The sequence below is a fragment of the Candidatus Formimonas warabiya genome, assembly GCF_002777255.1.
Taxonomy (GTDB): Bacteria; Bacillota; Dehalobacteriia; order Dehalobacteriales; family Dehalobacteriaceae; genus Formimonas; species Formimonas warabiya.
The window spans coordinates 1,500,898-1,526,473 of sequence record NZ_CP017634.1 but is presented as its reverse complement, the minus strand read 5'-3'; the positions used below and the strand labels follow the sequence as shown (position 1 = coordinate 1,526,473).

24 protein-coding genes and 1 pseudogene are annotated in these 25,576 nt (G+C 46.6%); 24 read left to right on the top strand and 1 reads right to left on the bottom strand.

What is annotated here, in order from left to right:
• Positions 1-196 precede the first annotated feature (196 nt).
• The 23 genes and pseudogenes from DCMF_RS07300 to mce all read left to right on the top strand — a co-directional run bounded on the left by DCMF_RS07300 (position 197) and on the right by mce (position 23,928).
• Positions 197-856 (top strand): class II aldolase/adducin family protein, encoded by a 660-nt coding sequence (locus DCMF_RS07300; protein WP_148133820.1) that lies wholly within the window; start codon positions 197-199, stop codon positions 854-856.
• 94 nt (positions 857-950) lie between these two features.
• Positions 951-2,261 (top strand): amidohydrolase, encoded by a 1,311-nt coding sequence (locus DCMF_RS07295; protein ID WP_418219626.1) that lies wholly within the window; start codon positions 951-953, stop codon positions 2,259-2,261.
• Positions 2,262-2,420: 159 nt separating this feature from the next.
• Positions 2,421-2,774 carry a YlxM family DNA-binding protein gene (gene ylxM, locus DCMF_RS07290; RefSeq protein ID WP_236860211.1) on the top strand — a complete coding sequence of 118 codons (354 nt, stop codon included), beginning with the start codon at positions 2,421-2,423 and terminating at the stop codon, positions 2,772-2,774.
• Positions 2,775-2,782: 8 nt separating this feature from the next.
• Complete coding sequence (gene ffh / locus DCMF_RS07285; RefSeq protein WP_148133818.1) at positions 2,783-4,141, top strand: signal recognition particle protein; 1,359 nt, start codon at positions 2,783-2,785, stop codon at positions 4,139-4,141.
• 90 nt (positions 4,142-4,231) lie between these two features.
• Positions 4,232-4,492: a 30S ribosomal protein S16 gene (gene rpsP, locus DCMF_RS07280; protein ID WP_148133816.1), complete on the top strand. Its 261-nt coding sequence runs from the start codon at positions 4,232-4,234 to the stop codon at positions 4,490-4,492.
• A gap of 37 nt (positions 4,493-4,529) precedes the next feature.
• The gene (locus DCMF_RS07275) at positions 4,530-4,757 is read left to right on the top strand and encodes a KH domain-containing protein (protein WP_148133815.1); all 228 of its coding nucleotides are present in this window, start codon (positions 4,530-4,532) and stop codon (positions 4,755-4,757) included.
• 539 nt (positions 4,758-5,296) lie between these two features.
• A pseudogene (mttB, locus tag DCMF_RS29570) lies at positions 5,297-6,817 on the top strand ([trimethylamine--corrinoid protein] Co-methyltransferase).
• Between the two features lie 232 nt (positions 6,818-7,049).
• Positions 7,050-8,270 carry a phosphotransferase gene (locus DCMF_RS07260; protein ID WP_148133811.1) on the top strand — a complete coding sequence of 407 codons (1,221 nt, stop codon included), beginning with the start codon at positions 7,050-7,052 and terminating at the stop codon, positions 8,268-8,270.
• A 79-nt stretch (positions 8,271-8,349) separates the two neighbouring features.
• Positions 8,350-9,345 (top strand): choline/ethanolamine kinase family protein, encoded by a 996-nt coding sequence (locus DCMF_RS07255; RefSeq protein ID WP_148133810.1) that lies wholly within the window; start codon positions 8,350-8,352, stop codon positions 9,343-9,345.
• 264 nt (positions 9,346-9,609) lie between these two features.
• Positions 9,610-11,076: an amidohydrolase family protein gene (locus DCMF_RS07250; RefSeq protein WP_148133809.1), complete on the top strand. Its 1,467-nt coding sequence runs from the start codon at positions 9,610-9,612 to the stop codon at positions 11,074-11,076.
• Positions 11,077-11,329: 253 nt separating this feature from the next.
• Positions 11,330-12,511 (top strand): ABC transporter substrate-binding protein, encoded by a 1,182-nt coding sequence (locus DCMF_RS07245; protein ID WP_148133807.1) that lies wholly within the window; start codon positions 11,330-11,332, stop codon positions 12,509-12,511.
• A gap of 67 nt (positions 12,512-12,578) precedes the next feature.
• A complete protein-coding gene (locus tag DCMF_RS07240; RefSeq protein WP_148133806.1) occupies positions 12,579-13,448 on the top strand; it encodes a branched-chain amino acid ABC transporter permease in 870 nt (289 codons plus the stop codon).
• Positions 13,449-13,465: 17 nt separating this feature from the next.
• Positions 13,466-14,434 (top strand): branched-chain amino acid ABC transporter permease, encoded by a 969-nt coding sequence (locus tag DCMF_RS07235; RefSeq protein ID WP_148133805.1) that lies wholly within the window; start codon positions 13,466-13,468, stop codon positions 14,432-14,434.
• Positions 14,434-15,204 (top strand): ABC transporter ATP-binding protein, encoded by a 771-nt coding sequence (locus DCMF_RS07230; RefSeq protein ID WP_148133804.1) that lies wholly within the window; start codon positions 14,434-14,436, stop codon positions 15,202-15,204. The genes DCMF_RS07235 and DCMF_RS07230 overlap by 1 nt, the downstream gene beginning before the upstream one ends.
• Positions 15,201-15,668, top strand: coding sequence for an ABC transporter ATP-binding protein (locus tag DCMF_RS07225; protein WP_335582392.1), 468 nt, complete (start codon positions 15,201-15,203; stop codon positions 15,666-15,668). Before DCMF_RS07230 ends, DCMF_RS07225 begins: the two co-directional genes overlap by 4 nt.
• Positions 15,665-15,910, top strand: a complete 246-nt coding sequence (locus tag DCMF_RS30325; protein WP_335582391.1) for an ATP-binding cassette domain-containing protein — start codon at positions 15,665-15,667, stop codon at positions 15,908-15,910. Before DCMF_RS07225 ends, DCMF_RS30325 begins: the two co-directional genes overlap by 4 nt.
• A gap of 124 nt (positions 15,911-16,034) precedes the next feature.
• Positions 16,035-16,463 carry a cobalamin B12-binding domain-containing protein gene (locus DCMF_RS07220; protein ID WP_148133803.1) on the top strand — a complete coding sequence of 143 codons (429 nt, stop codon included), beginning with the start codon at positions 16,035-16,037 and terminating at the stop codon, positions 16,461-16,463.
• Positions 16,456-18,054, top strand: coding sequence for an acyl-CoA mutase large subunit family protein (locus tag DCMF_RS07215; protein WP_148133802.1), 1,599 nt, complete (start codon positions 16,456-16,458; stop codon positions 18,052-18,054). The genes DCMF_RS07220 and DCMF_RS07215 overlap by 8 nt, the downstream gene beginning before the upstream one ends.
• Positions 18,055-18,252: 198 nt before the next feature.
• Positions 18,253-19,638 (top strand): dihydropyrimidinase, encoded by a 1,386-nt coding sequence (gene hydA, locus DCMF_RS07210; RefSeq protein WP_214659173.1) that lies wholly within the window; start codon positions 18,253-18,255, stop codon positions 19,636-19,638.
• Positions 19,639-19,678: 40 nt separating this feature from the next.
• A complete protein-coding gene (locus DCMF_RS07205) occupies positions 19,679-20,884 on the top strand; it encodes a CaiB/BaiF CoA transferase family protein (RefSeq protein WP_148133800.1) in 1,206 nt (401 codons plus the stop codon).
• 53 nt (positions 20,885-20,937) lie between these two features.
• Positions 20,938-22,287 (top strand): FAD-dependent oxidoreductase, encoded by a 1,350-nt coding sequence (locus tag DCMF_RS07200; RefSeq protein ID WP_148133799.1) that lies wholly within the window; start codon positions 20,938-20,940, stop codon positions 22,285-22,287.
• 1 nt (position 22,288) lies between these two features.
• Entirely contained in the window at positions 22,289-23,527 is a 1,239-nt protein-coding gene (gene preA, locus DCMF_RS07195) for an NAD-dependent dihydropyrimidine dehydrogenase subunit PreA (protein WP_148133798.1), read from the top strand.
• Positions 23,527-23,928, top strand: a complete 402-nt coding sequence (mce, locus tag DCMF_RS07190) for a methylmalonyl-CoA epimerase (protein ID WP_148133797.1) — start codon at positions 23,527-23,529, stop codon at positions 23,926-23,928. The genes preA and mce overlap by 1 nt, the downstream gene beginning before the upstream one ends.
• A gap of 153 nt (positions 23,929-24,081) precedes the next feature.
• Here the strand turns inward: mce and DCMF_RS07185 are convergent, their stop codons facing one another.
• Positions 24,082-24,786: a GntR family transcriptional regulator gene (locus tag DCMF_RS07185; protein ID WP_214659172.1), complete on the bottom strand. Its 705-nt coding sequence runs from the start codon at positions 24,784-24,786 to the stop codon at positions 24,082-24,084.
• Between the two features lie 279 nt (positions 24,787-25,065).
• Here DCMF_RS07185 and rimM point away from each other — a divergent pair, with 279 nt between their 5' ends.
• Entirely contained in the window at positions 25,066-25,569 is a 504-nt protein-coding gene (gene rimM / locus DCMF_RS07180) for a ribosome maturation factor RimM (RefSeq protein ID WP_148133795.1), read from the top strand.
• The last annotated feature ends 7 nt before the right edge of the window (positions 25,570-25,576 follow it).

Here is a 25,576-nt window from a genome sequence, read left to right as displayed (position 1 = left end):
GGGAACATTCCTCGGCAGGATAGAAATACCTCATATAGAGGTGTGTCCCCTGACATAAATTGGGGACATTCCTCAGCAAAAAAGGAATGCCCGATATCGAGGTGTGTCCCCTGACATAAATTGGGGACATTCCTCAGCAAAAAAGGAATGCCTGATATTGAGGCGTGTCCCCTAACCTTAAAGGGAGGTTTGTTTCATGATCATTTACTCTGCCGGACAATTGAAAGAAGAATTAATCGATACAGGAAAAAAACTGGTGGACTTGAGGCTGGTTGTGGCGACATGGGGGAATATCAGCTGCCGTGTTCCTAAGACCGGGCATTTTATTGTCACCCCTAGCGGGATGCCCTACCATGAGCTTAAACCGGCAGATTTGGTGACCATGGGGCGGGACGGGGATATTGTGGAAGGGACGAGAAAACCGTCCAGCGAAGTGTTGATGCATCAGGAAATTTACAAGGCAAGGCCGGATATTCATGCCATTGTACATACACACAGCAATTTTGCCTGCTCTTTTGCCGTTGCCGGGTCACCGATACCGCCCATTCTGGAGGAAATGGCCCAGTTAATTGGCGGGCCTGTTCAGGTAGCCCGTTATGCTCCCCCCGGTACCCGGGAATTAGCCGAGCATGCGGTGGAAGCTTTGGACCAAAGAAATGCTGCTCTCCTGGCGAACCATGGCGTCGTTGCCGCCGGACGGACCCTTCATGAAGCCTTGACGGTGGCGGTTTTGGTTGAGAAGTGCGCCCAAGTATTTTTGGGGGCGAAAATGCTGGGTACCCCCCATATTTTAAGCCCTCAGGAAACCCATTTGCTGCGGGAAAACTTTTTGAAATATTATGGACAAAAACGGTAAACCGAATGAAGGGAAATTTGGTTTCTCGGAAACCGGTACCCGGATGCCGATATGCTGAGTAGCATGGAGGCAAAAATTTGATGGAGGTGTTTTTTTGGTGAAGATCCTAATCAAAGATGCCATGATCATGCCCATGACCAAGCGCCACGGTGAAACAGGCGACTATTGTCTGCCCGGAAATATTGCTATTTATAACGGAAGAATCAGTGGTGTGGGAAACATTTCTGAAGACGGTGATTTTGACCGGATTATTGATGCTTCAGGTTGTGTCGCCCTGCCGGGGTTTGTCAATACCCATACCCATGCGGCCATGACCCTGTTCCGAAGCTATGCCGACGACCTTCCTTTAATGGAATGGCTGAATACCAAAATCTGGCCCATCGAAGCAATACTGACCGGACCGGATATTTATTGGGGCACCATGCTGTGCATATTGGAAATGATTAAATCGGGTACCACCGTCTTTGCCGACATGTATGACTTTATGGATGATGTAGCCAGGGCCGTTGATGAAAGCGGAATCCGGGCCGTTTTGTCCAGAGGAATGATCGGAGTTGCCCCGAATGGAGAAAGGGCTTTACAAGAGTCGGTGCAGTTTATCAAAAATTGGCACGGCAAAGCAGGGGAGCGGATTACCGCCATGTTGGGGCCCCATGCTCCCTACACCTGCCCACCGGAGTATCTGAAAAAGGTAATGAAATATGCGGAAGAACTAGAGGTAGGAATCCATATTCACTTGGCCGAAACACTTGCTGAAATCGGTGAAATAGAAAAAGCTTACGGGACACGGCCGGTCCAGCTTATGAATAATATCGGGCTTTTTGAGTACCCTGTTTTAGGAGCCCATTTGGTGCACGTCAATACCCAGGAAATAGAAATCCTGGCAGCAAAAAAAGTAGGGGTGGCCCATAATCCCCAAAGCAATATGAAGCTGGCCAGCGGGATTGCCCCTGTGCCGGAGATGCTGAAAAAAGGGATTCCGGTAGCATTGGGGACGGACGGCGCCTCCAGCAACAATAATTTAGATATGATGGAAGAAATGCGCTCCGCCAGCCTTCTGCACAAAGTATCAACGATGGATCCTACCACCATCCCGGCCTATCAGGCTTTGGAGATGGCTACGAGAAATGGGGCGGAAGCTTTAAAAATGGACGGAGACATAGGCCAAATTAGCGTGGGGAAAAAGGCGGATATCATTTTAATTGATTTCCACAAACCCCATCTGTATCCTATGCATGATGTGGCGGCTCACCTGGTATATTCCGCCCAGTCCGCCGATGTAAAAACCGTGATTGTTGACGGCAGAGTCATTATGGAAAACCGGCAGGTCCTTACCCTGGATGAAGAGCGAATTCTCTATGAAGCGGAAAAGTGCGCGAAACGGCTGGTAAAAGCGGTAGGTTAGTTTAGCGCATCGAGAAGATGGAAAAAAACCAAGGCCGTCTGGTAAAATTCAATTCAAGAACCGTCCCTGAATTTCCACAGTATGATTTTGTCTTGACAAAATCATACTAATCATATACAATACGTAAAGTAAAAATACTTAACAGGCGGGTGGATGGTCTTGATTGAGAAATTGGCCCGCATGGCAATGCTCTATGATTTTTATGGCAAACTGCTTACCGTGAAACAGCAGGAAATCATGGAGTTGTTTTATGGGGATGACCTTTCCTTGTCCGAGATTGCCCAGGAATACGGCATTAGCCGCCAGGCAGTGTATGACCTGTTAAAAAGAACGGAAAAAATTTTGGAAGACTATGAAGCCAAGCTGGGTTTGGTGGCGAAATTCAAAGAGCAGCAGCAGCGCATTGCCTGTATCGGCGAATTGACTGCCCTGGCCCAACAAACAGCAAATCTGAATTATTTGGAGAAGATATCTGAAATCATCCAGGAACTGAAGGACCTGGAAAGAAAGTAGGTTGGAAGATGGCGGTATTTAGTTCTCTAGCGGAAAAGCTGCAGGAGACCTTTAAAAAACTGAAGAATAAGGGAAAACTGACCGAAGCCGATGTGGGGGAAGCCATGCGTGAGGTGCGGGTGGCCCTGCTGGAAGCGGATGTCAGTTTTAAAGTGGTAAAAGAGTTTATCGGTAAGGTAAAAGAGCGGGCTGTTGGTCAGGAAGTATTGGAAAGCTTGACCCCAGGTCAGCAAGTGATCAAAATTGTCCATGAAGAACTGACCGCTTTGATGGGCAGCAGCCAGTCCAAAATTGTCGTTTCCTCCAAGCCGCCTACGGTGCTGATGCTGGTGGGCCTGCAGGGCGCGGGTAAGACCACCAGCGGGGGCAAGCTGGCCAATTACTTGAAGAAGCAAGGGCGGCAGCCTCTTTTGGTGGCGGGTGATATTTACCGTCCTGCCGCGGTCAAACAGCTCCAGGTTTTGGGCGAACAGTTGGGCATCCCCGTTTTTAGCCTGGGTACCCAGGTCAGCCCGGTGGAGATTGCCCGTCAGGCTTTGGACCATGCCGTGGCGCGGGGCTATGATATGGTGATTATTGATACGGCCGGACGCCTTCATATTAATGAAGAATTGATGGGTGAACTGAAAAACATTAAGGCTACCGTCAAACCTCATGAAATATTGCTGGTGGTAGACGCCATGACCGGGCAGGATGCGGTCAATGTGGCGGAAGCCTTTAATCATGAATTAGGCATTGACGGGGTGATTCTTACCAAATTGGACGGGGATACCCGGGGCGGCGCTGCTCTTTCCGTAAAGTCGGTAACCGGCCGGCCCATCAAATTTGCGGGCATGGGAGAAAAGCTGGATGCTTTAGAGCCCTTTTATCCGGACCGCATGGCATCCCGTATTTTAGGGATGGGGGATGTCTTGACCTTAATTGAAAAGGCCCAGGCGAATTTTGATACCCAAAAAGCCAAAGAGATGGAAGAAAAATTGCGCAAGGCGGAATTCACTTTGGAGGACTTTTTGGATCAATTGCAGCAGTTTAAAAAGATGGGTTCTTTTCAGGACTTGCTCGGCATGATCCCCGGCATGGGCGGAAACAAAAAATTAAAAGACCTTCAGGTGGATGAAAAGGAATTTGTGCGCATGGAGGCCATGATCCAATCCATGACGCCCCAGGAACGGAGACACCCGGAAATCATCAACGGCAGCAGGAAGCAAAGAATTGCCACAGGCAGCGGCACCAGGGTTCAGGATATCAACAAATTATTAAAACAGTTCCTGGAAACCAAAAAAATGCTCAAGCAGTTCGGCGGCAGTGCCATGATGAAGAAAGGGAAGAAGGGTAAATTGCCCTTTAAGATGCCCTTCTTTAACTAGAACCTGAAAACCGATTTTTTTGCCGGTAACCGGTACCAGAAACCCGGTTCCCGTGTTTTTACTACATTTTAGCAAGGAGGTGAAATTCATTTGGCAACTAAAATCAGACTGAAAAGAATGGGTGCGAAAAAAGCTCCTTTTTACCGGGTGGTAGTGGCAGATTCCCGCTCGCCCAGAGACGGCCGCTTTATTGAAGAAATCGGATTTTATAATCCTACCAAGCAGCCGGCAGAAATTAGTATTAACGAAGAAAAGGCCCTCAAATGGCTTAGCGACGGTGCGGCCCCTTCGGATACGGTGAAAGCGCTGTTCAAAAAAGCGGGCGTGATGAAAAAATTTGCGGAACAATAATAAGTCCTAACCATGAAACTGGGGGAATAAGATAAATATGAGGGATCTTGTGGAATATTTAGCGAAAGCCCTTGTTGAGAATCCCGATGCAGTTTCCGTAAAGGTTGAGGAAAAAGACAAACTTACTGTATTGGAGTTGCGGGTGGCTCCCGAAGACATGGGCAAGGTGATTGGCAAACAAGGAAGAATTGCCAAGGCAATCCGCACGGTAGTGAAGGCGGTTGCCACAAAAGAAGGAAAAAAAGCCAGTGTTGATATTATGTAAAAGAGGCGAAAGCCTCTTTTCTTTACTCTGTATAAGTTTTTGGAACCAGATGGGTATCGGCAAGTAAGGTAATATTATTTAATTGGTTTACCCGGTTCCCGGTTAACCGGTACCCGGATCCCGAAAAAGCCCGCCAGGGCTTTTTTATATATCCATATTAAGTTAAATTTAACTAATAAAAGTCATTTATGACTCAATTTTTTCCTCATTTATTGATGTAATTTGAATAGATAATAATGGTCATAAAAATATAGGCAACCATAAATTACCATGCAATACCTGTTTTTTGATTTTTCCAGATTTATGCATCCGCTTATTTTACCTTGGCACAAAAATTGCTGTACTGTTCATAAGAGTGGAAATGTTATGAAAAGTGTCAACCAGGATGGGATGGGGCAGCATCCCGCCAGAGACGAAGGTTAAAGGGGGGAAGGCGAGGAAAAGGTACGGTTGATCATGTTGGGGAAAGAAGTTTAGGGTGTTTCTGGATGTTTGGAGGAGAAGCTTGCGTTTCATGTCAATGAATCTCTTAATAGGGGGTGGATTTTTTGACAGTAAGAGGGATTCATGCCGGTTCATTCCGGAAGGAAGGGCTCGGCCTGAATTTATTTACCGAGGATGATTTATACGATATTCATTTGGCAACCTTAGATGTTTTGTGGAATGTGGGAGTGAAGGTAGAAAGCGAAGAAGCGGTGGAATATTTTGACGGCGGGGGATGCCAGGTTGATAAAAAGACCCATATCGTAAAAATACCTGCCTGGCTCATTGAAGACGCTCTGCGCTCGATCCCGAAAACCTTTCGCGCCTGCGGGCGAAATCCGGAAAATGACTGGTTGAATGAAGGGAATAGAACAGGATTTGTCAATTTTGGGGAAGCGGTCACCATGATTGACCCCTATAGTTATGAACTGCGCAAACCCAAAAAAAAGGATGTGGATGATGTCACCCGATTTTGTGAGGCGATGGATTCCGTGATCGTTTTTGAAAGGGCTCTAGGCCCTTCAGAGGTTGACCCTGATGTGGCGCAAGTACATATTGCCGAATCTTTTTTCAATAACTGCACCAAGCACGCTTATATCGGCATGAACCGCCCGGAAAATATGCGTGCTGTGGCCAAGATGGCCTATCTGGTATGCGGCGGGGAAGATAAATTTCGGGAAAGACCCATCTTTTCCCAAAGCACGGATCCGGTAAGTCCCCTTGTGCATTCCAAGAGTTCCACCGATACCTTAATCCAGGCCATCCGGTGCGGGGTACCGGCGAAAATTAACCCCATGGGCCTGGCCGGGGGCACGACCTGTGTCCACTTAGCGGGCACACTGGTTACCCATAATGCGGAAGTTCTGAGTATGTTTGTTTTAGCCCAACTGGTAAAGAAAGGTCATCCCATGGTGTATGGCTCTTCTACGGCCATGATGGATTTGCGCACCACCCTAGCCTGTGTAGGTTCCCCGGAACTGGCCCTGTTCAGTGCGGCGGTGGCAAAAATAGCCCAGTTTTATCTGATCCCCAGTTGGGTAGCGGGCGGGTAGACAGACAGCAAGGTACCCGATGCCCAGGCAGCTCACGAGTTTACCCTGACCGCTTTATTACCAGCGTTAGCAGGCGCTAACATGATTTATGGTCTGGGCATGCTGGAAGGCGGCTTGACCTGGGACTACGCTCAACTGGTGATGCAGAATGAAATGGTGAAGATGATCCTTCATTGTGTAAAAGGAATACCGGTAAATGATGAGAAAATGGCGATGGAAGTGATCCGGTCGGTAGGACCTGGCGGTGAATTCATCAGCCATGAACATACATTCCGGAATTTCCGCCTGCTCTCGGCGCCCACTCTGCTGGACCGGCACAACCGGGATGGTTGGAAGGCGGCAGGGTCGAAAGATATTGTGACGAAAGCTTACGAAAAGGCGCGGGATATCCTGGAGAACTTCCAACCCACCCCGCTTCCGGATCAGATGCGAGATCAGATCAGGGAAATTGTCAAAGAAGCTGAAGCAGAAACCGCTGAGATCAAAGCGAAAGAAAAGGAAGCGTCCAGAAAAGGAAAACTGTAAAGCAAGCTTATTTCAAAGGGAGTCGCTGACGCCGGCTCCCTTTGATCTAGCATGGGCAACAATACCGGGTGAGAAGACCCAGGGAAGATAAAAGTCATATTTGACTTGACCCGGAGAGAAATTTTCCCCCAGGGGTTGATTTCCCTGAGTCCTGGAAAGGTATACCAATGGCATGGTTTTGCACATTGTGACGATGATATCTACAGTAATATTTTGTAAGGAGGAAGGGAAAATGGATACTAGCCGAATGCTCCAACTGACGGAGCTTGATACAAGTGAGCTGTTTGGTCTATTTACCCAGAGTGACAGCCTGACGAATATTGCATCGAATTTCCGGGAAAAAATGGGACGTGCCTTGATTCGCAGCCAAATCAAAGAGGTTTTCCGGTTTTACGACCTGGGCGAAGTGAAAGATGTTTATGAAATCTTTGGCGGATATGTCAACCAAAGTTTTGGGGTGTATACGGAAAAAGAGGGCAAGACTTATGAGTGCTTTGTGCGCAAGTATAAAAAGAGCATCGCCGAAAAAGAAATCCTGCTGGAACATACTTTGATCGACTTTTCCATTGCCCACGGATTGGATATTGCGGCCGGTCTGATCAAGACGAAAGAAGGGAAAACCTTTGTGCAGTTGTTTGAAGAGGGCAACGCAGGTCCGGAAGGGAGATATTTTGCCGTTTATCAATTTCTTTCCGGAGAGGACAAATATACCTGGGATGCCCCCTATTTAACGGATCAGGAATATGCAAGCTCCGCAGAGGTATTAGCCACTTTCCACAACGCTTCCCGGCACTATGATCCGCAGGATCTGGAAAGAGTGGAACCGAAGATTTTAGAGTTTATTCCCACCCTCCCGGAAACCTTTCGGGAATTTGCCGAACTAAGCCTGGCGCACAATAAATTTCACACCTATTTTTTGAAAAATTTTTCTGAGATCATGGATGTGATCAAAGAGATTCAAATTCCTGCCGAAGCAGTAGACAAACTACCTTACAATCCGATTCACTCCGATATTCATCCGGGTAATTTAAAATTTCGGGACGAGCAGGTGGTGGGGATTTTTGATTTTGACTGGGCGAAGATCGACTTGCGCCTATTCGACGTCTGCGAAGCCTTAACCTATTTTTGCAGCGCCTGGGACGACTTGCCCGACGGCACCACAGACGGCACCTTGCGCCTGGACAAATGCGCCATTTTTTTAAAGGCTTATCAGAAAAAATTAAGGGAACTGGGCGGTCTGGAGCCATTGAATGAAACGGAAAAGGAATATTTCCTCGCCATGCTGGCCGCGGCCAACATCTATATCTTAAATTGGGATGTAACGGCCTATTATGCAGACCCGGATAATCTGAATGTTTATGAATACTTGACTTACCTGCAGCATAATGTGAGACTGATGAAATGGATTGAAGAACATCGAGAAGAAATCGGGGAGTTAATTCAGACTATCTAGACCATTCATTTTTTTGCCCTGGGGAGAGGAGAGGGGCTCCTAAAAACCGTAGGAAACGTAAGGGGAGGTAATAAGGTTTATGGAAACAAAGCAAATCCTGGTGGATGATTCGATCAGCCTGGAACATCGGGCCATGATTTTCGGCATCATGAGCAAGGTACCCCTGTTTGCCGGCCAAGACATCGAGCGCATTGAAGTATTGGGCGGAGGGCTCACCAATAGCAACTATAAGGTCACCCTGGGCGGCGTTCCCTATGCTGTCCGCGTTTACGGCGAAGGCACCTCGGAATATATCGACCGCAAAGCAGAAAAATATAACGCCCAATTGATGTCCGATATCGGCGTCAACGCCCGGATTTTTTACTTTGATGAAGACTCCGGCAGTGCAGTCTGTGAATTTCTCGACCACAGCAAGACCTTTCATGCCGATGATTTTCGGGACCACGAATCTTTGCGCCAGGCGGCCCGGATTTTACAGAAGGTTCATCGCAGCGGACAAAGATTTATCAACCGTTTTGACCCTTGCCAGGTGACGGATCAGTATGCCCGGATCCTGCATAAAAAAGATTTTCCCCTCTATGAGGAATTCCCCCCTCTGGACGCCAAAAAGAATCAGATTCAACGGGCCTTAGAAAAGAGCACCCGTCCCTTAGTCCCCTCTCATAATGATACCCTGGCGGAAAATTTTCTCCTCAATGAGGCCGGGCTGTTTTTAATTGACTGGGAATACAGCGGCATGAACGACCCCATGTACGACTTGGGCGACTTTGCCACGGAAAACGAATTGTCTGTAGAAGAAGAAATGGTTTTTCTGAGAGAATACTTCGGCGGAGAAGTGTCCCCGGAACAGTATGGGGAGCTTGTGATCAACAAGTTTCTCGTGGATCTTTTTTGGGCTACCTGGTCTCTCCTGCAGATTGCCAACGGAAAAGAGCGGGAGTACTACTGGGATTATGGCATGACCCGGATTAACAGGTGTTTGCGCTATATGGGGATGGAGGACTTTGACAGGTATATTGAAGGGATTGCCTCCGCCGCAGATGGGCAAAAGCTTTCCGGCGGAGCGATAGGGTAACCAAAAATATTTTTGAAATTACGGGGAAGAAGCGGGCCGCCCCTTTGTTGAGGGGTATCCCGCTTTTTTCGTACTTTCAGGATTTATCAATTTATTTTTAGAAATCAAGAAGGAATTTTATAAAAAAGAGCGAAGCATATAATTATTGCATATGGTATACCAAATTTTAAAAATGATTTTACCCATAATCTTATGGATCATATTCACACAACTAAGTAAAATGGAGACTTGTGTAGTATCCTATCTAATCAGGAGAAGAATATAATGGGGAATATTTTAATTAAAAATGCCGATCACATTTATCCTTTTGATGCGAAAAAAACCTATTTGCACAACACAGATATATATATTGAAAACAATAGGATCGCCGCTATAGGTAAAAACTTGCTGCTAAATCAGTCGGATAAAGTAATTGACGGAGCCGGGAAATTAGCATTGCCAGGTTTGATTAACACCCATCACCACTTTTATCAAAATGTCACCCGTAATGTCCCAATTACGCAAAAAGGAGGGTTGTTGCGCTGGCTGTTGTTTTCTTATGGGGCATGGGCTGACATTGATGAGGAAGCTGTTTACGCTGCAGCCCGCTTATCGGCGGCAGAATTGCTGCTAACCGGATGCACAACGACCATGGATTTTATGTACTTTTTCCCTTATGGGCGGAAAAATCTGATGGACCAGGAATTTCGCGCCTTAAAAGAATTAGGGATGCGTTTTCATGGTTATCGAGGTTGTATGCCTGTGATGGAAGGAAATTTACCTGAGGCGATCAAACAAGTGCTTGGCATGGATCATACAGCGCTTTTGGAAGACAGGGAGGAAATTTTACAGGCCTGTGCGGAGACTTTTAAAAAACATCATGATGCCGGAGAATTTGCCATGAGTCGGGTAGGTGTCGGCCCGACAACGACTGTTTTTGAAATGAAACCATTGATGCAGGATTTAAAAATATTAGCTAATAAATATGGCGGACTATGCCACACACATTTGCATCCGCGTCCTGATGAGTATGAAAAATGTCACCGGTTATACCATTGTACACCCCATGAGTGGCTGGAATATATCGGCTGGTTTGATTCTGCTACATCCATAGCCCATGCCACACAACATCGGCAATCAGATATTCGTATTTTAGCCCGAACAGGGGTAGCCGTTACGCACTCACCATCCTGCCATATGCGTTTAGGCTATCCTATGGCCCCCATCCCTGCTATGGTAAAAGCAGGCGTGACGATCGGAATCGGTGTAGACGGAGGCGCAAGTAATGATAGCGGAGATATGTTTGCCGAATTGCGCAATACCATGTATGTCCACCGCATTAAAAACATGCATGACAACATCGATTTTCAGGATTGGTTTGGCCCTCAAGACGTATTCTCCATGGCGACCAACGGGGGAGCCAAGGTTTTAAAAAGAGATGATATCGGCTCATTAGAGGTCGGGAAAGGGGCAGATATTATCTTAGTGGATATGAACCAGATCGCTTACGGCGGTGCCCTGGCCGATCCGTTAGGAGCGTTGGTTTACTGCGGTTATAATCATTTGGTGCATACAAGTATTATTAACGGTAGAGTGGTAGTGGAAAATTCCCGCCTGATAACAGGGGATGAGCAGCATATCATTTCTGATGCCAATCGTGTAGCGAAAAGGATCTTAGATCATGTGAAAAAGCGGACTGGGATAGATTATTATCAAGCGTATATCCCCCAAAATGATAGAGGTTTTGAATAAAGGTGATGGGAGGGTGAGATATAAATTAAATTTTGTATACCATATGCCAAGATCTTTACGTAAAGACAGGGCAGACCGTGTTTTAAGAAAAATGATATGATAAACTAGACTGGTTTGTGCCGAACAGTACATATTCCCAAACACGATCATACGATTTTTAATCCCTTTGATCACTTAATAGAAAGGAGGACGTGGTAAACGAGGGACGCAGTCACTGGCAAAATTAGATTATAATTGAGGAGAGTGTTTAATAATGAATCTAAAAAAAATGCTAATGGCCCTTCTAATGACTATCCTGGTTCTGTATTTAGCGGGCTGTAGTTCGGCAGAAACACCTAAACCTGAAGCGGATGCAGACGCCCCGAAAGAACCCATTATCATCGGTGCGGTTCTTCCTCTATCCGGCGGCACAGCTTTTGATGGGGAAAGTGCCAAAAGTGGTGCGGAAGCAGCGGTAAAATTTATTAACGATAATGGGGGAGTACTTGGTGGTCATCCCCTTAAATTAATTGTGGAAGATACGGCGACAGATCCCGCCCAAGCCGCTTCCGCCGCGGAAAAGCTGGTGAGCCGGGATAAGGTAATCGCTTTAATTGGCGCATTTAACAGTTCCTCAACGGGGGCTGTGATGCCAATTGCAAAAAAATATGAGATTCCCTTGATCAGTGCCATATCTACCTCTCCCAAGTTAACCGAGGAAGGCAATACCTGGTTTTTCAGAGCGGTAGGAACTTCCCAATATTTTGTCAAAGCCTTTGCGGAAACAGTTTGCGAAAAACTTGACGTGAAAAATATCGCCTATATTTACGAAAATGGTGACTGGGGACGAAATTCTGTAAGCGAATTTTCTAAAACAGTTACCGCATTAGGGGGCAAAAACCTGACGGAACAAGTTGTGAATGCCAGTGATGCAGATCTTTATACCCAATTAACAGCAATTAAAAATAGCAATCCTGATGCAATCTATGCGGTTTCCAACCTTGCCAATGCTGTTAGGATTGCCCAGCAAGCGAGAGAACTGGGCATCGATGTGCCCATTATCGGAGAGGGAGCCTGGTCATCCGGAGACTTCTTTAAAAATGCCGGTCAAGCGGCAGAAGGTATTTACGGGATCGTGGAATATCTTCCCGAAATTGATACGCCCATGAATAAGTCCTTTGTACCGGCATACCAAGAGCTCTATCAGAAAGTCCCTGATAAATATGCCGCTTGTGATTACAACGCTGTAATGCTTTTGGCGGATGCGATTAATCGTGCGGGAGAACCCACCCCGGCTAAAATCAGGGAGGCACTTGCCGCCTCCAATTTTGAGGGCCTAACGGGGCCGATAAAATTTAATGAAAAAGGACAGGCTTATGGGTTTGAAATGTATTTGTCCCATAATGAAAATGGCACGGCTAAATTAGCGGGTTCCGCCCTCGTCAGCATCGACTAAGATAGTAATCCACTCAATAAGGAGGAGGGTCCATCTCTCCTCCTTATGAAAAAGGGGAGATAAAGCAATGTTTAGTCAGTTAATAGTCAATGGCTTAGTACTGGGCAGCGGATTTGCCTTGATTGCCATAGGCCATACGATTATTTTCGGTTTAATGAAAGTGGCGAATTTTGCCCATGGTGAATTATATCTGCTGGGAGCCTTCTTCGCCTATACCTTTATCAGCTTGCTGGGATTGCCCTTTTGGTTGGGTTTTATTCTGGTCATGATCAGCGGAGCAATTTTAGGCTGGTTATTAAATGTGCTGATTTTTCGCTATGTAAGGGACGATATGACGGTAAATGGTCTTGTTACCATTGGCCTGTCCATCTTCGTGATTAACTTTGCCCGGTATTTGTGGGGGCCGGAACCCAAAATGCTTCCCAATCCTTTCCCTGTAGATCCGTTAATTATCGGCAAGGTAGCAGTTACCCCCGTACGCTTGTTTATTATTTTGGCAAGTATTGCAGCCATTGCAGCATTACAGCAGCTTATTAAGAGAACTTCTATCGGCCGGGCTTTTCGGGCCACCTTCCAAAACCGGGATGCTGCCCAATTAGTCGGCATCAATATTGAGAAAATATATACCCTCAGTTCGGTGATTGGCACTGTCATGGCTACATTGGCGGGTACGCTTTTAGGACTTGTCTATACCATTGATCCCAATATGGGCTTGAAAGCTATTTCTGTGGCTTGGGCAGTGGTTGTCACCGGCGGTTTGGGCAGCTTTACCGGTGCGATCGTGATCGGTTATTTTTTAGGGCTGATGGAGTCTTTAGGCGGCGGCTACATATCTTCGGAATATAAAGATGCCTTTGCCTTTATCATGCTGGTACTGGTCCTGATCTTTAAACCACATGGCATTTTTACCAGTTCCAGCGGCAAGATGAGTGGTTGAGGGAGGGGTGAAATAAGATGAATAAACAATATGCTATTCGTTTTCTTGCCTGGACAGCCGTATTACTCATTTTACCTTTCGTGATTAAAAACCCGTATCTCATGCACTTGGCGATTATGTCCATTATCTTTGCGATCATGGCACAAGGTCTAAACTTGATTTTAGGCTATGCGGGCAATTTATCTTTGGGGCAAGCCGCTTTGTACGCCATAGGGGGCTATGCATTTACCCTCTTGGTAAAAAATTTAAGTTTTAATTTTTGGATTTCCGTGCTTTTAGCGATCATGATTACCGCATTTATCGGCTATTTAGTGGGGCTAATCAGCTTAAGAGTGCGCGGCGCAGCCTTTATTATTATGACCATTTCTTTTTCATCGATCGTGCATTTAGTATTGCTGAACTGGGTTGGTTTAACGAATGGACAGATGGGTATTGCCAATATCCCTTCCCCGGCTATAGGGGGTTTTGTGATAGATTCCAAAATGAGCTTCTATTTTTTGGTTCTGGTATTTCTGATTTTCGTGCAGTTTATTTCCGGCCGGTTAATTCATTCTAAAGTAGGCAGAGCCTTTATCGCCGTAAAAGATGATGAATTGTTAGCCAGCTCTGTGGGAATCAGTTCCTATCGCTATTCGCTTTTTGCCTTTGTTTTAGGCGCATCTTGCGCCGGTTTGTCCGGCAGCTTATACGCCAGCTATGCCCAATTTATCAGCCCGGAAATGAGCAGTTTCACCCTGATCATGCTGCCTTTGTTAATGATGACGGTGCTGGGAGGACGGCAAACATTATGGGGACCTGTTCTAGGGGCATTTATTTTTACGATCTTGCCTGAATATTTGCGGCTTGCGGAGGATTTGCGTTTACCGATATTTGGTTTCCTTTTAATACTGATGGTGTTGTTTATTCCGGATGGTCTTTTGCCCGCATTTAACAGAGCCTTTTTAAAATTCTCCAAGAATGAAACAGTTAAGGAGGTTGCCAAATAATGAGCTTGTTGGAAGTGAGGAATCTTACCAAACGGTTTGGCGGACTGACGGCTGTGCATGATATATCCTTTGATATTGAGCAAGGTAAAATTGTTAGTTTAATTGGCCCGAACGGGGCAGGGAAGACGACCACCTTTTCCATGCTGACCGGATTGGTGAAGCCATCCTCCGGCGGAATACATTTTCAGGGAAAGAATATGGTTGGCTTGCCCATGCATGTGGTTTCTTCCCAAGGAATTGTCACTACATTCCAAAAGACCAAGGTATTTACTACTTTAACCGTAGAAGAAGCTACCTTAATTGGAACGTATAATTGGGTTAATACCAGATTGCCCGATATTTTACTCCATAATAAAAAATTCTGTTTAGAAGAACAAAAGGCTAGGGAGCGGGTTAAGGAAATATTACAATACACGAATTTATATGAAAAAAGAAAATTGAAATGTACGGGGCTGTCTTACGGGGAGCAGCGTATTTTGGAAATAGCCGTTGCCATGGCGGCGAATCCTGTTTTGCTGCTTCTTGATGAGCCGGCAGCGGGTTTGAATCACACAGAATCCCAGGATTTAATGAATATGATATATGGATTAAGAGATAGCGGCATCACCATTTTACTCATTGAACATGATATGAGTTTAGTGATGAAAATTTCCCAACATGTGGTGGTACTTAATTTCGGGGAAAAGATCGCGGAAGGTACTCCTGCTGAGATCACGAACAACGAAAAAGTGATTGAGGCTTACCTGGGAGCGGGGGTGGAAGAAGAATGATGCTGCAGCTAAATCAAGTTAACGCAGGATATGGCAATGTCAAAGTATTAAATGATTTAACGCTGGATGTGGAAAAAGGAAAGATTGTGGCGATTGTCGGACCTAACGGCGCCGGGAAAACAACGACCTTACGAACTATTTGCGGGTTGGTAAAAATAACACAAGGAGACATTCATTTTGACGGGCACAAGATCAGCGGCCTGCCGTCGGATAAAATTGTCCGTTACGGGTTGGCCCACTGTCCGGAGGGACGGCAAATATGGCCTAAAATGACCGTATTGGAAAACCTGCAGCTAGGCGCTTTTACCCGGAAAGACAAAGACGGCATTTTTGCCGATATGGAAAACATGTTTCATACCTTTCATATTTTAAGAGAGCGTCAGAATCAACTGGCAGAGAGCCTGTCCGGGGGTGAGCAGCAAGCTTTGGCGGTAGCCAGGGCCTTGATGTTACGCCCAAAATGATTTTGTTTGACGAACCTTCTTTAGGCCTTTCACCTATGCTGGTGAAAGATACCCTTCATCTCATTGCCAAGCTGCCGGAAAGGCAGAACGTCACCGTATTACTGGTAGAGCAGAATGCCCGGGCTGCCTTAAAAATTGCTGATTGGGGCTATGTATTGGAAAAAGGAAGTGTTGTTTTATCCGGACCGGCTTCTCAATTAGCCAGTGATAAATATGTCCAAAAAGCATATTTAGGCATGTAAAAAAGACATGTAAAAGTTTTAAAAATATGAAGAAGGCAATTATGGAATACCATATGCCATGCGATATTGATAAATAAAGCAGCTAAATAAAGATCTTAAATCCATAGGAAAGAGAGGGGTATTCATGCCGGATCATAAACACCGCATTTTACTGGCTAAGCCTGGCCTGGACGGGCATGACAAGGGGGTTCGTCTGGTGGCAATGGCTTTGCGCGATGCGGGTATTGAAGTGATATATTTAGGACTGCGTCAAAGTGTGGATGACATTGTAAATGCGGCAATTCAGGAAGATGTTGATTTTATCGGCCTCAGTATTTTATCCGGAGTCCATTTAAGGGTTGCAGATAAGGTATTAAAAAAGATGAAAGAGTTATCTATTGGGGATTGGCCGCTGGTGATCGGGGGCATTATCCCTCCCCAGGATGTGATGAAGTTAAAAGATATGGGGGTTGCCGCCATATTTCCTGTAGGTTCTGCCTTTCAGGAAATTACCGCATGGATTGAGCGATATCCGGTTTCAAAAAATAATCTGGAGGATGTAAACAATGGCTGAGGAAAAGAAATTTGTCACGGAATCCGGAATACTTGTTAAATCCGTGTATACACCCAAGGATCTGCCGGGGTGGGATTATGAAAAACAGTTAGGTCTGCCGGGGCATTATCCTTATACGCGTGGGGTTTATGAAACGATGTACCGGGGCAAGACGTGGACCATGCGGCTTTATTCCGGGTTAGCCACGGCGGAAGAGTCCAATCAAAGATATAAATATCTTTTGTCTCAGGGGCAAACCGGTCTTTCCGTTGCGTTGGACTTACCCACCCAGCTGGGTTATGATTCCGACGATGCACTGGTGGAAGACGAAGTGGGACGCATTGGCGTGGCCATCGATACCCTGGCCGATATGGAAAGCTTATTTGACGGGATTAATTTGGGCCAGATCAGCACGTCATTCACGATAAATTCCACGGCGATTATTCTTCTTGCCATGTATGTGGCGGCTGCCCTGAAACAGGGCGTACCCTTGAATCAAATCAGCGGCACGACGCAAAACGATATGGTGAAAGAGTTTCTGGCGCGAAAAACTTATATCTTTCCCATGGAAGATTCCCTGCGCATCAGTGTGGACATCATTGAATTTTGTGCCAAAAACATACCTAAATGGAATCCCATCAATATTGCCGGCTACCATATCAGAGAGTCAGGCGCCGACTCCGTCCAGGAACTGGGAACTATCATGAAAACAGCGATCCTGATCGCGGAAGAAACATTAAAACGTGACGTTGATATCGATACTTTTGCCCCAAGACTCTCTTTCGAATTATGGACAGGAACCGACTTCTTTGAGGAGGTAGCCAAATATCGCGCAGCGCGCAGAATTTGGGCGCACATTATGAAAGAACAGTTCGGGGCGAAAAATCCTAAATCCATGTTATTCCGCGTCTTTGCCGGCGGGAATGGCATCACTTTGCCTGCCCAAGAACCTTTCAACAATATTGTGCGCGTGACCATGCAAAGTCTTATTTCCGCCCTGGGCGGCGCCCAGGCCATTCATGCCCCGGCCTATGATGAGGCAATTGCCACGCCTACCCAGGAATCCGCTTTATTGGCCCTGCGCACCCAGCAGATTCTGGCCTGCGAAAGCGGTATTACGAAAACAGTTGATCCGCTGGCCGGCTCCTATTATGTGGAGTTTTTAACCGATGAACTGGAAAAACGAACATGGGCCTATATGCGTGAGATTGACGAGCAGGGCGGTTTGATACATGGTATTACCACCGGCTCTATACAGCGCCAGGTACAAAACAGGGCTTATGAAATGGAGCGGAAGATTCAATCGGGCGAGAAAGTGATGGTGGGTGTGAATAAATATCATGACAGAAACAGCAAAAATGTAGACATTCCTATTTATCAGGCGGATGACAGTGTGCTGAAGAAGCAAAAGGCCCGATTGGGGGAAGTAAGAAGGATGAGAGATGGCAAAAAGGTCTCCGCTTCATTAGCCCAGGTGCGTCACGCCGCAAAAAAGAAAGTCAATTTATTTCCATCGGTGCTGGAGGCGGTGCAAAATTATGCAACCATCGGAGAAATCACCGGTGTGCTCCGGGAAGAAATCGGGGAATATGATGAGCCGCCGATCTTTTGACGCAAGTTCTTAGCAAGTTTTAGAACTGCTAATGCATGACTTAGTTGGCGTTTGACTCCCGCATATTTGGGGACATTCCTCTGTAAGAGGTGTGTCCCCTGACCGCTAACGGAATGCCAATGATGCGGGAGACTTACGCCAAGTTAGTCAGGTGAAATAAGAAGCATGCTTGACTTTATGCGCGAGGAGGGAATAGCTATGACGAATTCTGTACTGATTAAAAACGGCATCATTGCTGATGCCCAAGGTGTTTACCGGTCCGATCTCCTGATTGAAGAGGGCAAAATAAAACAAATCGGCACCGAACTGCATGCCCCGGGTATCGCATGCTATGACGCGGAAAATATGTTCATTTTTCCCGGAATCGTTGATCCTCATGTCCAACTGGAAATTAAATACGGCAAATTTCCCATGACCGATGACTTTGATACCGGTACGGTGGCTGCTGCGGCAGGCGGAGTAACTACCATTATTGATTTTGCCGATCAACCGAAAGGGGTTCATGTCCATGAAGATCTGGCAAAGAGAAAAGCCCTGGCCGAGGGCAGAGTGAATGTGGATTACTCTCTCCACATGAGTATCACAGATCTGACAGCAGGCGCGATCGATGATATTCAGGGGGTGATTGGGTCCGGTATTCCCAGCTTTAAGCTATATATGGCATACAGCCGTCGGGACCGCATGGTAAATGAAGGGCAAATAAATCATGTCATGGAGGAAGTTGCCAAGTATGGCGGTATCACCGGTATTCATGGAGAAAATGATAATTTTGTGGAATATATGATTAGCCGTTTTCAAAAGGAAGGAAAAACCGGACTGGCATATTTTACGCAAGCCCGGCCTGCCCTTGGTGAAATTATGGCGGTACAAAGCGCCATCTTACTGGCAGAGCAAAATAATTGCACCTTATATGTGCACCATGTTACTTGCGCCGGCACCATGGAAGCGATTAAAGCGGGGAGAAAACGGGGTGTAAAGATATTTGCGGAAACCTGTCCCGTGTATTTATGCTTTACGGAGGATGAGTACCTAAAGCCGGGAGGCGAGCTATTTGTGCTGAATCCGGCCTTACGCACCAGGACGGATAATGAGGCCTTATGGCAGGCGATCATTTCCGGCGATATCGATACCATTGGTACGGATCATTGCTCCTATACCAAGGCGCAAAAACAGGAAAATAAAAATAATTTTGACGGCATTCCCGCCGGTTTACCCGGCATTGAATTGCTGTTGCCCTGCATGTATACCATGGCGGTGGCAGAGCGGAAGCTGCCTCTCCCCAAACTGCTGCAGGTGATGACATCTAATCCGGCGCGTATTTTTGGCATCTCTCCCCAGAAAGGTCATATTATTCCAGGCAGTGACGGGGACATTGTCATTTTTAACCCGCGCAAAAAGTGGATCGTTGACCCGGATAAATTATGCATGCAGGTGGATTTCACACCTTTCGACGGCTGGGAAATGCACGGGGCGGTGGAAACCACCTTTCTGCGGGGCATGAAAATATTTGATAAAGGAAGCTTTTCCGGACCGAGAAATCAAGGGAAGTTTGTGTTTGGCATGCCCAATGCATATTATCGATAATCAACAAGGAACAGACTACTAATTTGGCGGAGGAGAAACAATGAATTGTCTTGATGGTTTAAAGGTAATCGATATCACCCAGTTTCTTTCAGCCTCTTATTGCACCCAGATTTTGGGTGACTTAGGGGCGGATGTCATTAAAATAGAGAGGCCCGGCTCAGGGGAAGTCTATCGTACTTACGGGCCCAAATTTATCAAGGGAGAAAGTACCAGTTTTTTGGCGCTGAATCGTAACAAGCGCAGCCTGCCCTTGAATATGAAAGAACCTGCGGGACAGGAAGTTATCCGCAGGCTGGTGAAAACAGCCGATGTGCTGGTGGAAAATTTTCGTCCGGGAACATTAAAAAAATATGGTTTGGATTTTGAGAGCCTGCAGGCCGTCAATCCCCGTTTGATCTACTGCTCCGTTTCTGGTTTCGGGCAGACCGGACCCTATGCCCCCAAAGGCGGTTTTGATTTATCGGCGCAGGCAATGTCCGGCGTGATGTATGTGACAGGGGAAGAAAACGGGCCTCCGGTAAAGGTTGGTTATCCTATTAGTGATATCGGCGGGGGATTGTACGCCGGATTAGGCATATTGGCTGCTTTAGCAAGCCGGGAGAAGACCGGAAAAGGGCAACTGGTGGATACTTCCCTTTTTGAAGCCGGTGTTGCCTGGGGGATGATGGCAGGGCTTAATTATTTTGCCGACGGCTCTATTCAGGGACGCATGGGATCTGCCAGCCCGCAGAATGCTCCCTATCAGGCTTTCACCGTAAAAGACGGTGCGTTCACCATGGGTACCGGGAATGACATGTTATGGGAAAAATTCTGTATCTTGTTTGACATGACCTATTTAATGGAGGATAAAAGGTATCAGGACAATGCCTCCCGCGTGAAAAATCAAAGAGCTTTGGCGGCTGAGATAGAAAAGGTACTGAAAGATCTTACGGTGGAGGAATGCCTGGAGAAATTGGACAGTGCCGGAATTCCCTGCGGACCCATTCATTCCATCGATCAGGTGATGAAGGATCCCCATGTGCTCGCCCGGGGCATGATTTGGGACATTGAACACCCGGTAGCCGGTAAAATTCCCACCATCGGATTTCCCGTGTTCTTTTCCCATACTCCTTGCCGGAGACGCGATTATCCGCCTTTATTAGGGGAACATACCAGAGAAATTCTTCAGGCGGCTCAATATAGTCCGGAGGAAATAGATGGGCTGATCGCGGCCGGAATCACCAGTGTCCGGAAAGAGCACAAGTAACGCGCAACGATATTTAGGATAAAAATATTGGGATAGGAAGGTGAGGGGTAGAAGTGAGCGGTTGTGAAGCAGAAAAGCTGCAGGGCAGCCTTTTGGAGGCATACCGGTGTCTGCAATGTTATGACGCCCCGTGCAGGAAGGGGTGCCCTGCCGGTATAGAAGTAGATAAGTTTATCAGGCTCATCCATAAAGGAGACTTTAAAGGCGCGGCCCTGACCATAGAAAAGGACAATCCTTTCGGATTAATTTGCGGGGTAATTTGCCCCCAGGAAAGCTTATGCCAGAAAAATTGCACTTCCCATAAACTGGGACAGCCCATTGATATCAAAAATTTACAAAGATATGCTCTGGAGACAGCAAGGCAGGAGGGCTGGGGCAATGCCGCGCTAAATAGGAAGGAAATCCCGGTCCAGCGGATAAATATTGCGGGAGATATTAGCCTCTTTCAGCCGGAACAGGGGAATAACGGCAAAGTCGCGGTCATCGGCGCCGGACCGAGCGGCATTACCTGTGCCCTGTATTTAAAACAAATGGGCTATCAGGTGGAAATATTTGAACAAACCGGGGCACTTGGCGGACGGCTTACCCAGGGGATACCCGGCTTTCGGATCAACCGGGATATGCTGATATCCGAATTGAAGGCGCTCACCAATGCTTTACCGATTCATTTTCATCGGACGTTTGGCAAAGATATCACCCTGTCCGCATTAAAAGAGCTTGGCTTTCAGGGCATTTATTTAGCCTGTGGAAAATGGCAGGAAAAGACGCTTTCTATTTCAGGAGGCAATTTGGACGGGGTTTATACATGCACAGAAATTTTAACGGGAAATCGCTGGCTGAAAGGAAAACACAAAAAAGCAGCGGTCATCGGCGCGGGAAATGTGGCCATGGACGTGGCCGGGACTTTGGTTGCCGGAGGCGTGGAAGAAGTACATGTGTTTTTTATCGGCACCAATAAGGAGGTAACCGCCTGGCAAAAGGAAAGGGAAGATGCTTGGCAAAAAGGCGTCCTGTTTCATATGCTGGCAATACCTGAGGCCATCTTGGGACAAGGGGGCAAGGTATCGGCCATCCGTTTCCAGCGCTCAAAAGTGCTTGCAGAGGAAAATGGGGCATGGAATGTGTGTTCCCTTGGCGATCAATTTAATTTTACTTATCCCATCGATATGGTGGTCACTGCCATTGGCTTTGACACACAGCAGGAGCTTTTCTCTGCCCAGGGTATTCAGCTCAATCCCTCCGGTCATGTGGTGGTGGACGATTTTCTCTCCACCAATATTCCGGAAGTTTTTGCCGGCGGTGATATGACCCAATCCGGTTCATTTACGGTAGTGCGGGCGGTGGCTGACGGAAAAAGGGCCGCTTTGCATATGCACAAAATGCTGCGAAAGGGAGGATGCTAAAATGGCAAAAATTGATATCGGCATTGAATTTTGTGGCTTTAAATGCCCCAATCCCTTTTTTCTGGCGGCTTCTCCTGTGGCCAGAACCGGAGAAATGATTGGCCGGGCTTTTGAAATGGGTTGGGGCGGCGCGGTAACGAAGAGCGTTTCCCTGGATCAGGATTTGCCGGACCGCAGCTTGTCCCCGCGTTTTGTCGGTATCCGCCCCGGCGGCAGTACCGGAAGGTTGCAGAAAAATACCATTGGTTTAGGGAATTTTGACTTTCGCATAGACAAATCCGTTCAGGATACCTTGAACAGTTTTGCTGCTGTAAAGGCAAAATATCCGGATAGAATGCTGATCCTGAGTATCAAGGCTCCTTTTGAGGAAGAAGCCTGGCATCAGCTGGCCAAATTGGCCGCAGCCACCGGGGCTGACGCAATTGAAGCTTGTTTGTCTTGTCCCGACGGAGCCGGCGGCTCCATCGGCCAAAATGCCGATTCAGTCCAAAAGGTTCTGGGCTGGTTAAAAGGAGCGGTAAGCCGGCCCATTTTAGTCAAGGTCACGCCCCATGTAAACAGCATCGCCGCGATTGCCCAAGCGGCACAGGATGGGGGGGCGGCAGCCGTCAGCGGGATCAATGCGTTAAAGTCTATCGGCGGTTTTAACCTGGCTACCGCAAAACCATTGCCCACCATTGCGGGATGTTCCGCTTCGGTGGGACTATCCGGCGGGGCGATAAAACCTGTGGCCCAATATTGCATTTACGAAATAGCCCATACCCCCGGCTTCCATTTGCCTCTTTCCGGCATAGGCGGCGTCACCTGCGCCCATGATGCCATTGAATATATTCTTCTGGGTGCTTCCACGCTCCAGGTAGCAACTCAAATTATGTATGAAGGATATTCTTTCATCCAGGATATGACAGAAGGGCTGGAACGTTTTATGGCAGAACAGGGATATGGCCAGGTGCAGGAGATGGTTGGCGCAGCATTGGATAAATTGGTGCCTGCAACGGAATTCTTAAGCAGAGGGCAACAATTAAAGGCCAATATTAACCAGGAACGATGTATTCAATGCGGCCGGTGTTTTGTATCCTGCCGGGATGGCGCCTATCAGGCCATTACCTTCAGCCCGGAAAGAAGGGTAGAGGTGAACCAGGATAATTGCGTGGGCTGTGGCCTATGCAGATTGACTTGTCCCGTGCCGGGAGCGATTTACTATAGTGACCGGGAGGGAAAAAAGGAGGGTCTAAACTGATGAGAGTGGAGCATATCGGTATTGCCGTCAAGGATTTGACGGCGGTAGCAGACCAGTATCAAAAATTATTCCCCGGTATAAAAATAGTGCCGGAACCGGTTGCGGACGGCAGTATGAAAATGGCCATTGCCCACTTCGCGAATATTAAAATAGAACTGATGGAGCCGTTAAAGGAGGACTCTCCGGTGGGTAAATTTATTGCCAAAAACGGCGAGGGAATACACCATCTGGCATTCTTAACCGATGATATGGAAGCTTCTTTGGCCAATGCCGCAGCATGTGATATCAGATTGGTCACTGAAAAGCCTTATATCGGCGCAGAAGGCTTTTTGGTTGCTTTTCTGCACCCCAAGGATACGCACGGCGTGCTCAGCGAATTTTGTCAGAAGCCAATTAGCTGAGGACGACAAAGATAGGCCCATAAGGGTGTAAACTTCTTCCTTTGTGGAAGTATTAATATGCCAACCCCAGCAAAAGAGCCTTTTATGCATTCATTGGTAGAAGGCTCTTGCTTTTTTTGTACAATTTATATTCATTCTATTTTACACAGGCTATTATTTGCTGCACATAGAAGGATGATCGTTGAAATTAGCTTGATTGGCCTTATTGATATGGTGCTTAACCTCTACCCAAAAGGCAGCAATGTGATCCTGAATGGCTTTTTCGGCCAGATCCGCATCCTTGGACTTGATGGCGCGAAATACATCTTCATGCTCTTGGTAAGTCTCTTTTTGGCGGGTGGGCAGGGAGTATACTCTGAAATAACTAATCATGGTGCGCAAATTGTGGATCATGCTGATTAAGATATTATTATTCGTGGCATTATAAATAATAGAATGAAAGTCGTCATCCAGTTCCAGCATACGTTGCACATCATTTGTTTTTAGGGCTTCCCGATAGGATAGCAAATTTTTATCCAGGTTTTCTAGAATCTCTTCCGTGATATTTTCCACACAAAGCCTTGTGGCAAGCCCTTCCATGTTTTTTCTTACCACAAAGATATCATTCGCTTCTTTAATCGTAACGATATTGACAAAGACTCCTTTATAGGGCTCGGATTTAACAAGATTTAATCTTTCCAGTTCCCGCAGAACTTCTCGGATAGGGGTGCGGCTAACCCCCAATATATGGGAGAGGTCTCTTTCCACCAAGCGATCTCCCGGCTTAAAATATCCGGAGATGATGGCAGTATACATTTTTTCAAAGACCTCTGTTCTGGTAATGGGTATTTTTTCAATTTTTAAACTTTTTTCATCCAAAAGATTCACCTCATAATATATTAAATTATGCATATGGTATACAAAATATTTTACCAAATTTTCTATTAAATGAAAAGAAAAAAAATCGGCATCCCGTTCATCCTTGGGAAAACCCATCCGTTCAATAATTAAATAATTGAAAGTAGTATTTGCTGGGAGGTGAAAAGTATACTCATGGGTTTTTCCCTTTCAGGAAATTTGTGTTATAATTTACACAGTCTAAATCCACAGGAAACGATTGATGTTACGCGGCCGCGGCTTTTTTGAGGAGGATCCTACGTGAGTGAACGAATCACCATTGGTAAAATTATCGCTGCCCATGGTGTCCATGGAGAGGTCAAGGTGCAGCCTTTAACCGACTTTCCCCGGCGCTTTAAAAAGACGAAGAAGGTTTGGGTGGATGCCGTCAATCATTATCTGGACATTGAACAGGTCCGGGAACAGCAAGACTTGTTTTTAATTAAATTTTGCGGTTTTGATCACCGGGAAGAGGCGGAAAAATTAAAGAACAGTTTGGTGCAGGTTGATCCTGACCAGGTGGCAAAACTTCCCCCGGGCCACTTTTTCCATTTTCAAATCATTGGTCTGGATGTCTATGATGCCGATTCCCAGCATCTGGGCCAGGTCAAAGAGATCCTGGAAACGGGAGCAAATGATGTTTATGTGGTGAAAAGGGAAAATAAAAAGGATTTGCTCCTGCCGGCATTAAAAAGCGTGGTTTTGGCCATAGATGTGGATCATCAGAAGATGGTAGTGGAACTTCCCAGGGGACTGGATGATTAAGAGGGGG

Excerpts from the sequence above, each read along its gene's own strand:
- DCMF_RS07300 (WP_148133820.1), top strand. The coding sequence starts at position 197 with ATGATCATTTACTCTGCCGGACAATTGAAAGAAGAATTAATCGATACA.
- ffh (WP_148133818.1), top strand. The coding sequence starts at position 2,783 with ATGGCGGTATTTAGTTCTCTAGCGGAAAAGCTGCAGGAGACCTTTAAA.
- DCMF_RS07275 (WP_148133815.1), top strand. The coding sequence starts at position 4,530 with ATGAGGGATCTTGTGGAATATTTAGCGAAAGCCCTTGTTGAGAATCCC.
- DCMF_RS07260 (WP_148133811.1), top strand. The coding sequence starts at position 7,050 with ATGGATACTAGCCGAATGCTCCAACTGACGGAGCTTGATACAAGTGAG.
- DCMF_RS07255 (WP_148133810.1), top strand. The coding sequence starts at position 8,350 with ATGGAAACAAAGCAAATCCTGGTGGATGATTCGATCAGCCTGGAACAT.
- DCMF_RS07250 (WP_148133809.1), top strand. The coding sequence starts at position 9,610 with ATGGGGAATATTTTAATTAAAAATGCCGATCACATTTATCCTTTTGAT.
- DCMF_RS07245 (WP_148133807.1), top strand. The coding sequence starts at position 11,330 with ATGAATCTAAAAAAAATGCTAATGGCCCTTCTAATGACTATCCTGGTT.
- DCMF_RS07240 (WP_148133806.1), top strand. The coding sequence starts at position 12,579 with ATGTTTAGTCAGTTAATAGTCAATGGCTTAGTACTGGGCAGCGGATTT.
- DCMF_RS07235 (WP_148133805.1), top strand. The coding sequence starts at position 13,466 with ATGAATAAACAATATGCTATTCGTTTTCTTGCCTGGACAGCCGTATTA.
- DCMF_RS07230 (WP_148133804.1), top strand. The coding sequence starts at position 14,434 with ATGAGCTTGTTGGAAGTGAGGAATCTTACCAAACGGTTTGGCGGACTG.
- DCMF_RS07225 (WP_335582392.1), top strand. The coding sequence starts at position 15,201 with ATGATGCTGCAGCTAAATCAAGTTAACGCAGGATATGGCAATGTCAAA.
- DCMF_RS30325 (WP_335582391.1), top strand. The coding sequence starts at position 15,665 with ATGATTTTGTTTGACGAACCTTCTTTAGGCCTTTCACCTATGCTGGTG.
- DCMF_RS07220 (WP_148133803.1), top strand. The coding sequence starts at position 16,035 with ATGCCGGATCATAAACACCGCATTTTACTGGCTAAGCCTGGCCTGGAC.
- DCMF_RS07215 (WP_148133802.1), top strand. The coding sequence starts at position 16,456 with ATGGCTGAGGAAAAGAAATTTGTCACGGAATCCGGAATACTTGTTAAA.
- hydA (WP_214659173.1), top strand. The coding sequence starts at position 18,253 with ATGACGAATTCTGTACTGATTAAAAACGGCATCATTGCTGATGCCCAA.
- DCMF_RS07205 (WP_148133800.1), top strand. The coding sequence starts at position 19,679 with ATGAATTGTCTTGATGGTTTAAAGGTAATCGATATCACCCAGTTTCTT.
- preA (WP_148133798.1), top strand. The coding sequence starts at position 22,289 with ATGGCAAAAATTGATATCGGCATTGAATTTTGTGGCTTTAAATGCCCC.
- mce (WP_148133797.1), top strand. The coding sequence starts at position 23,527 with ATGAGAGTGGAGCATATCGGTATTGCCGTCAAGGATTTGACGGCGGTA.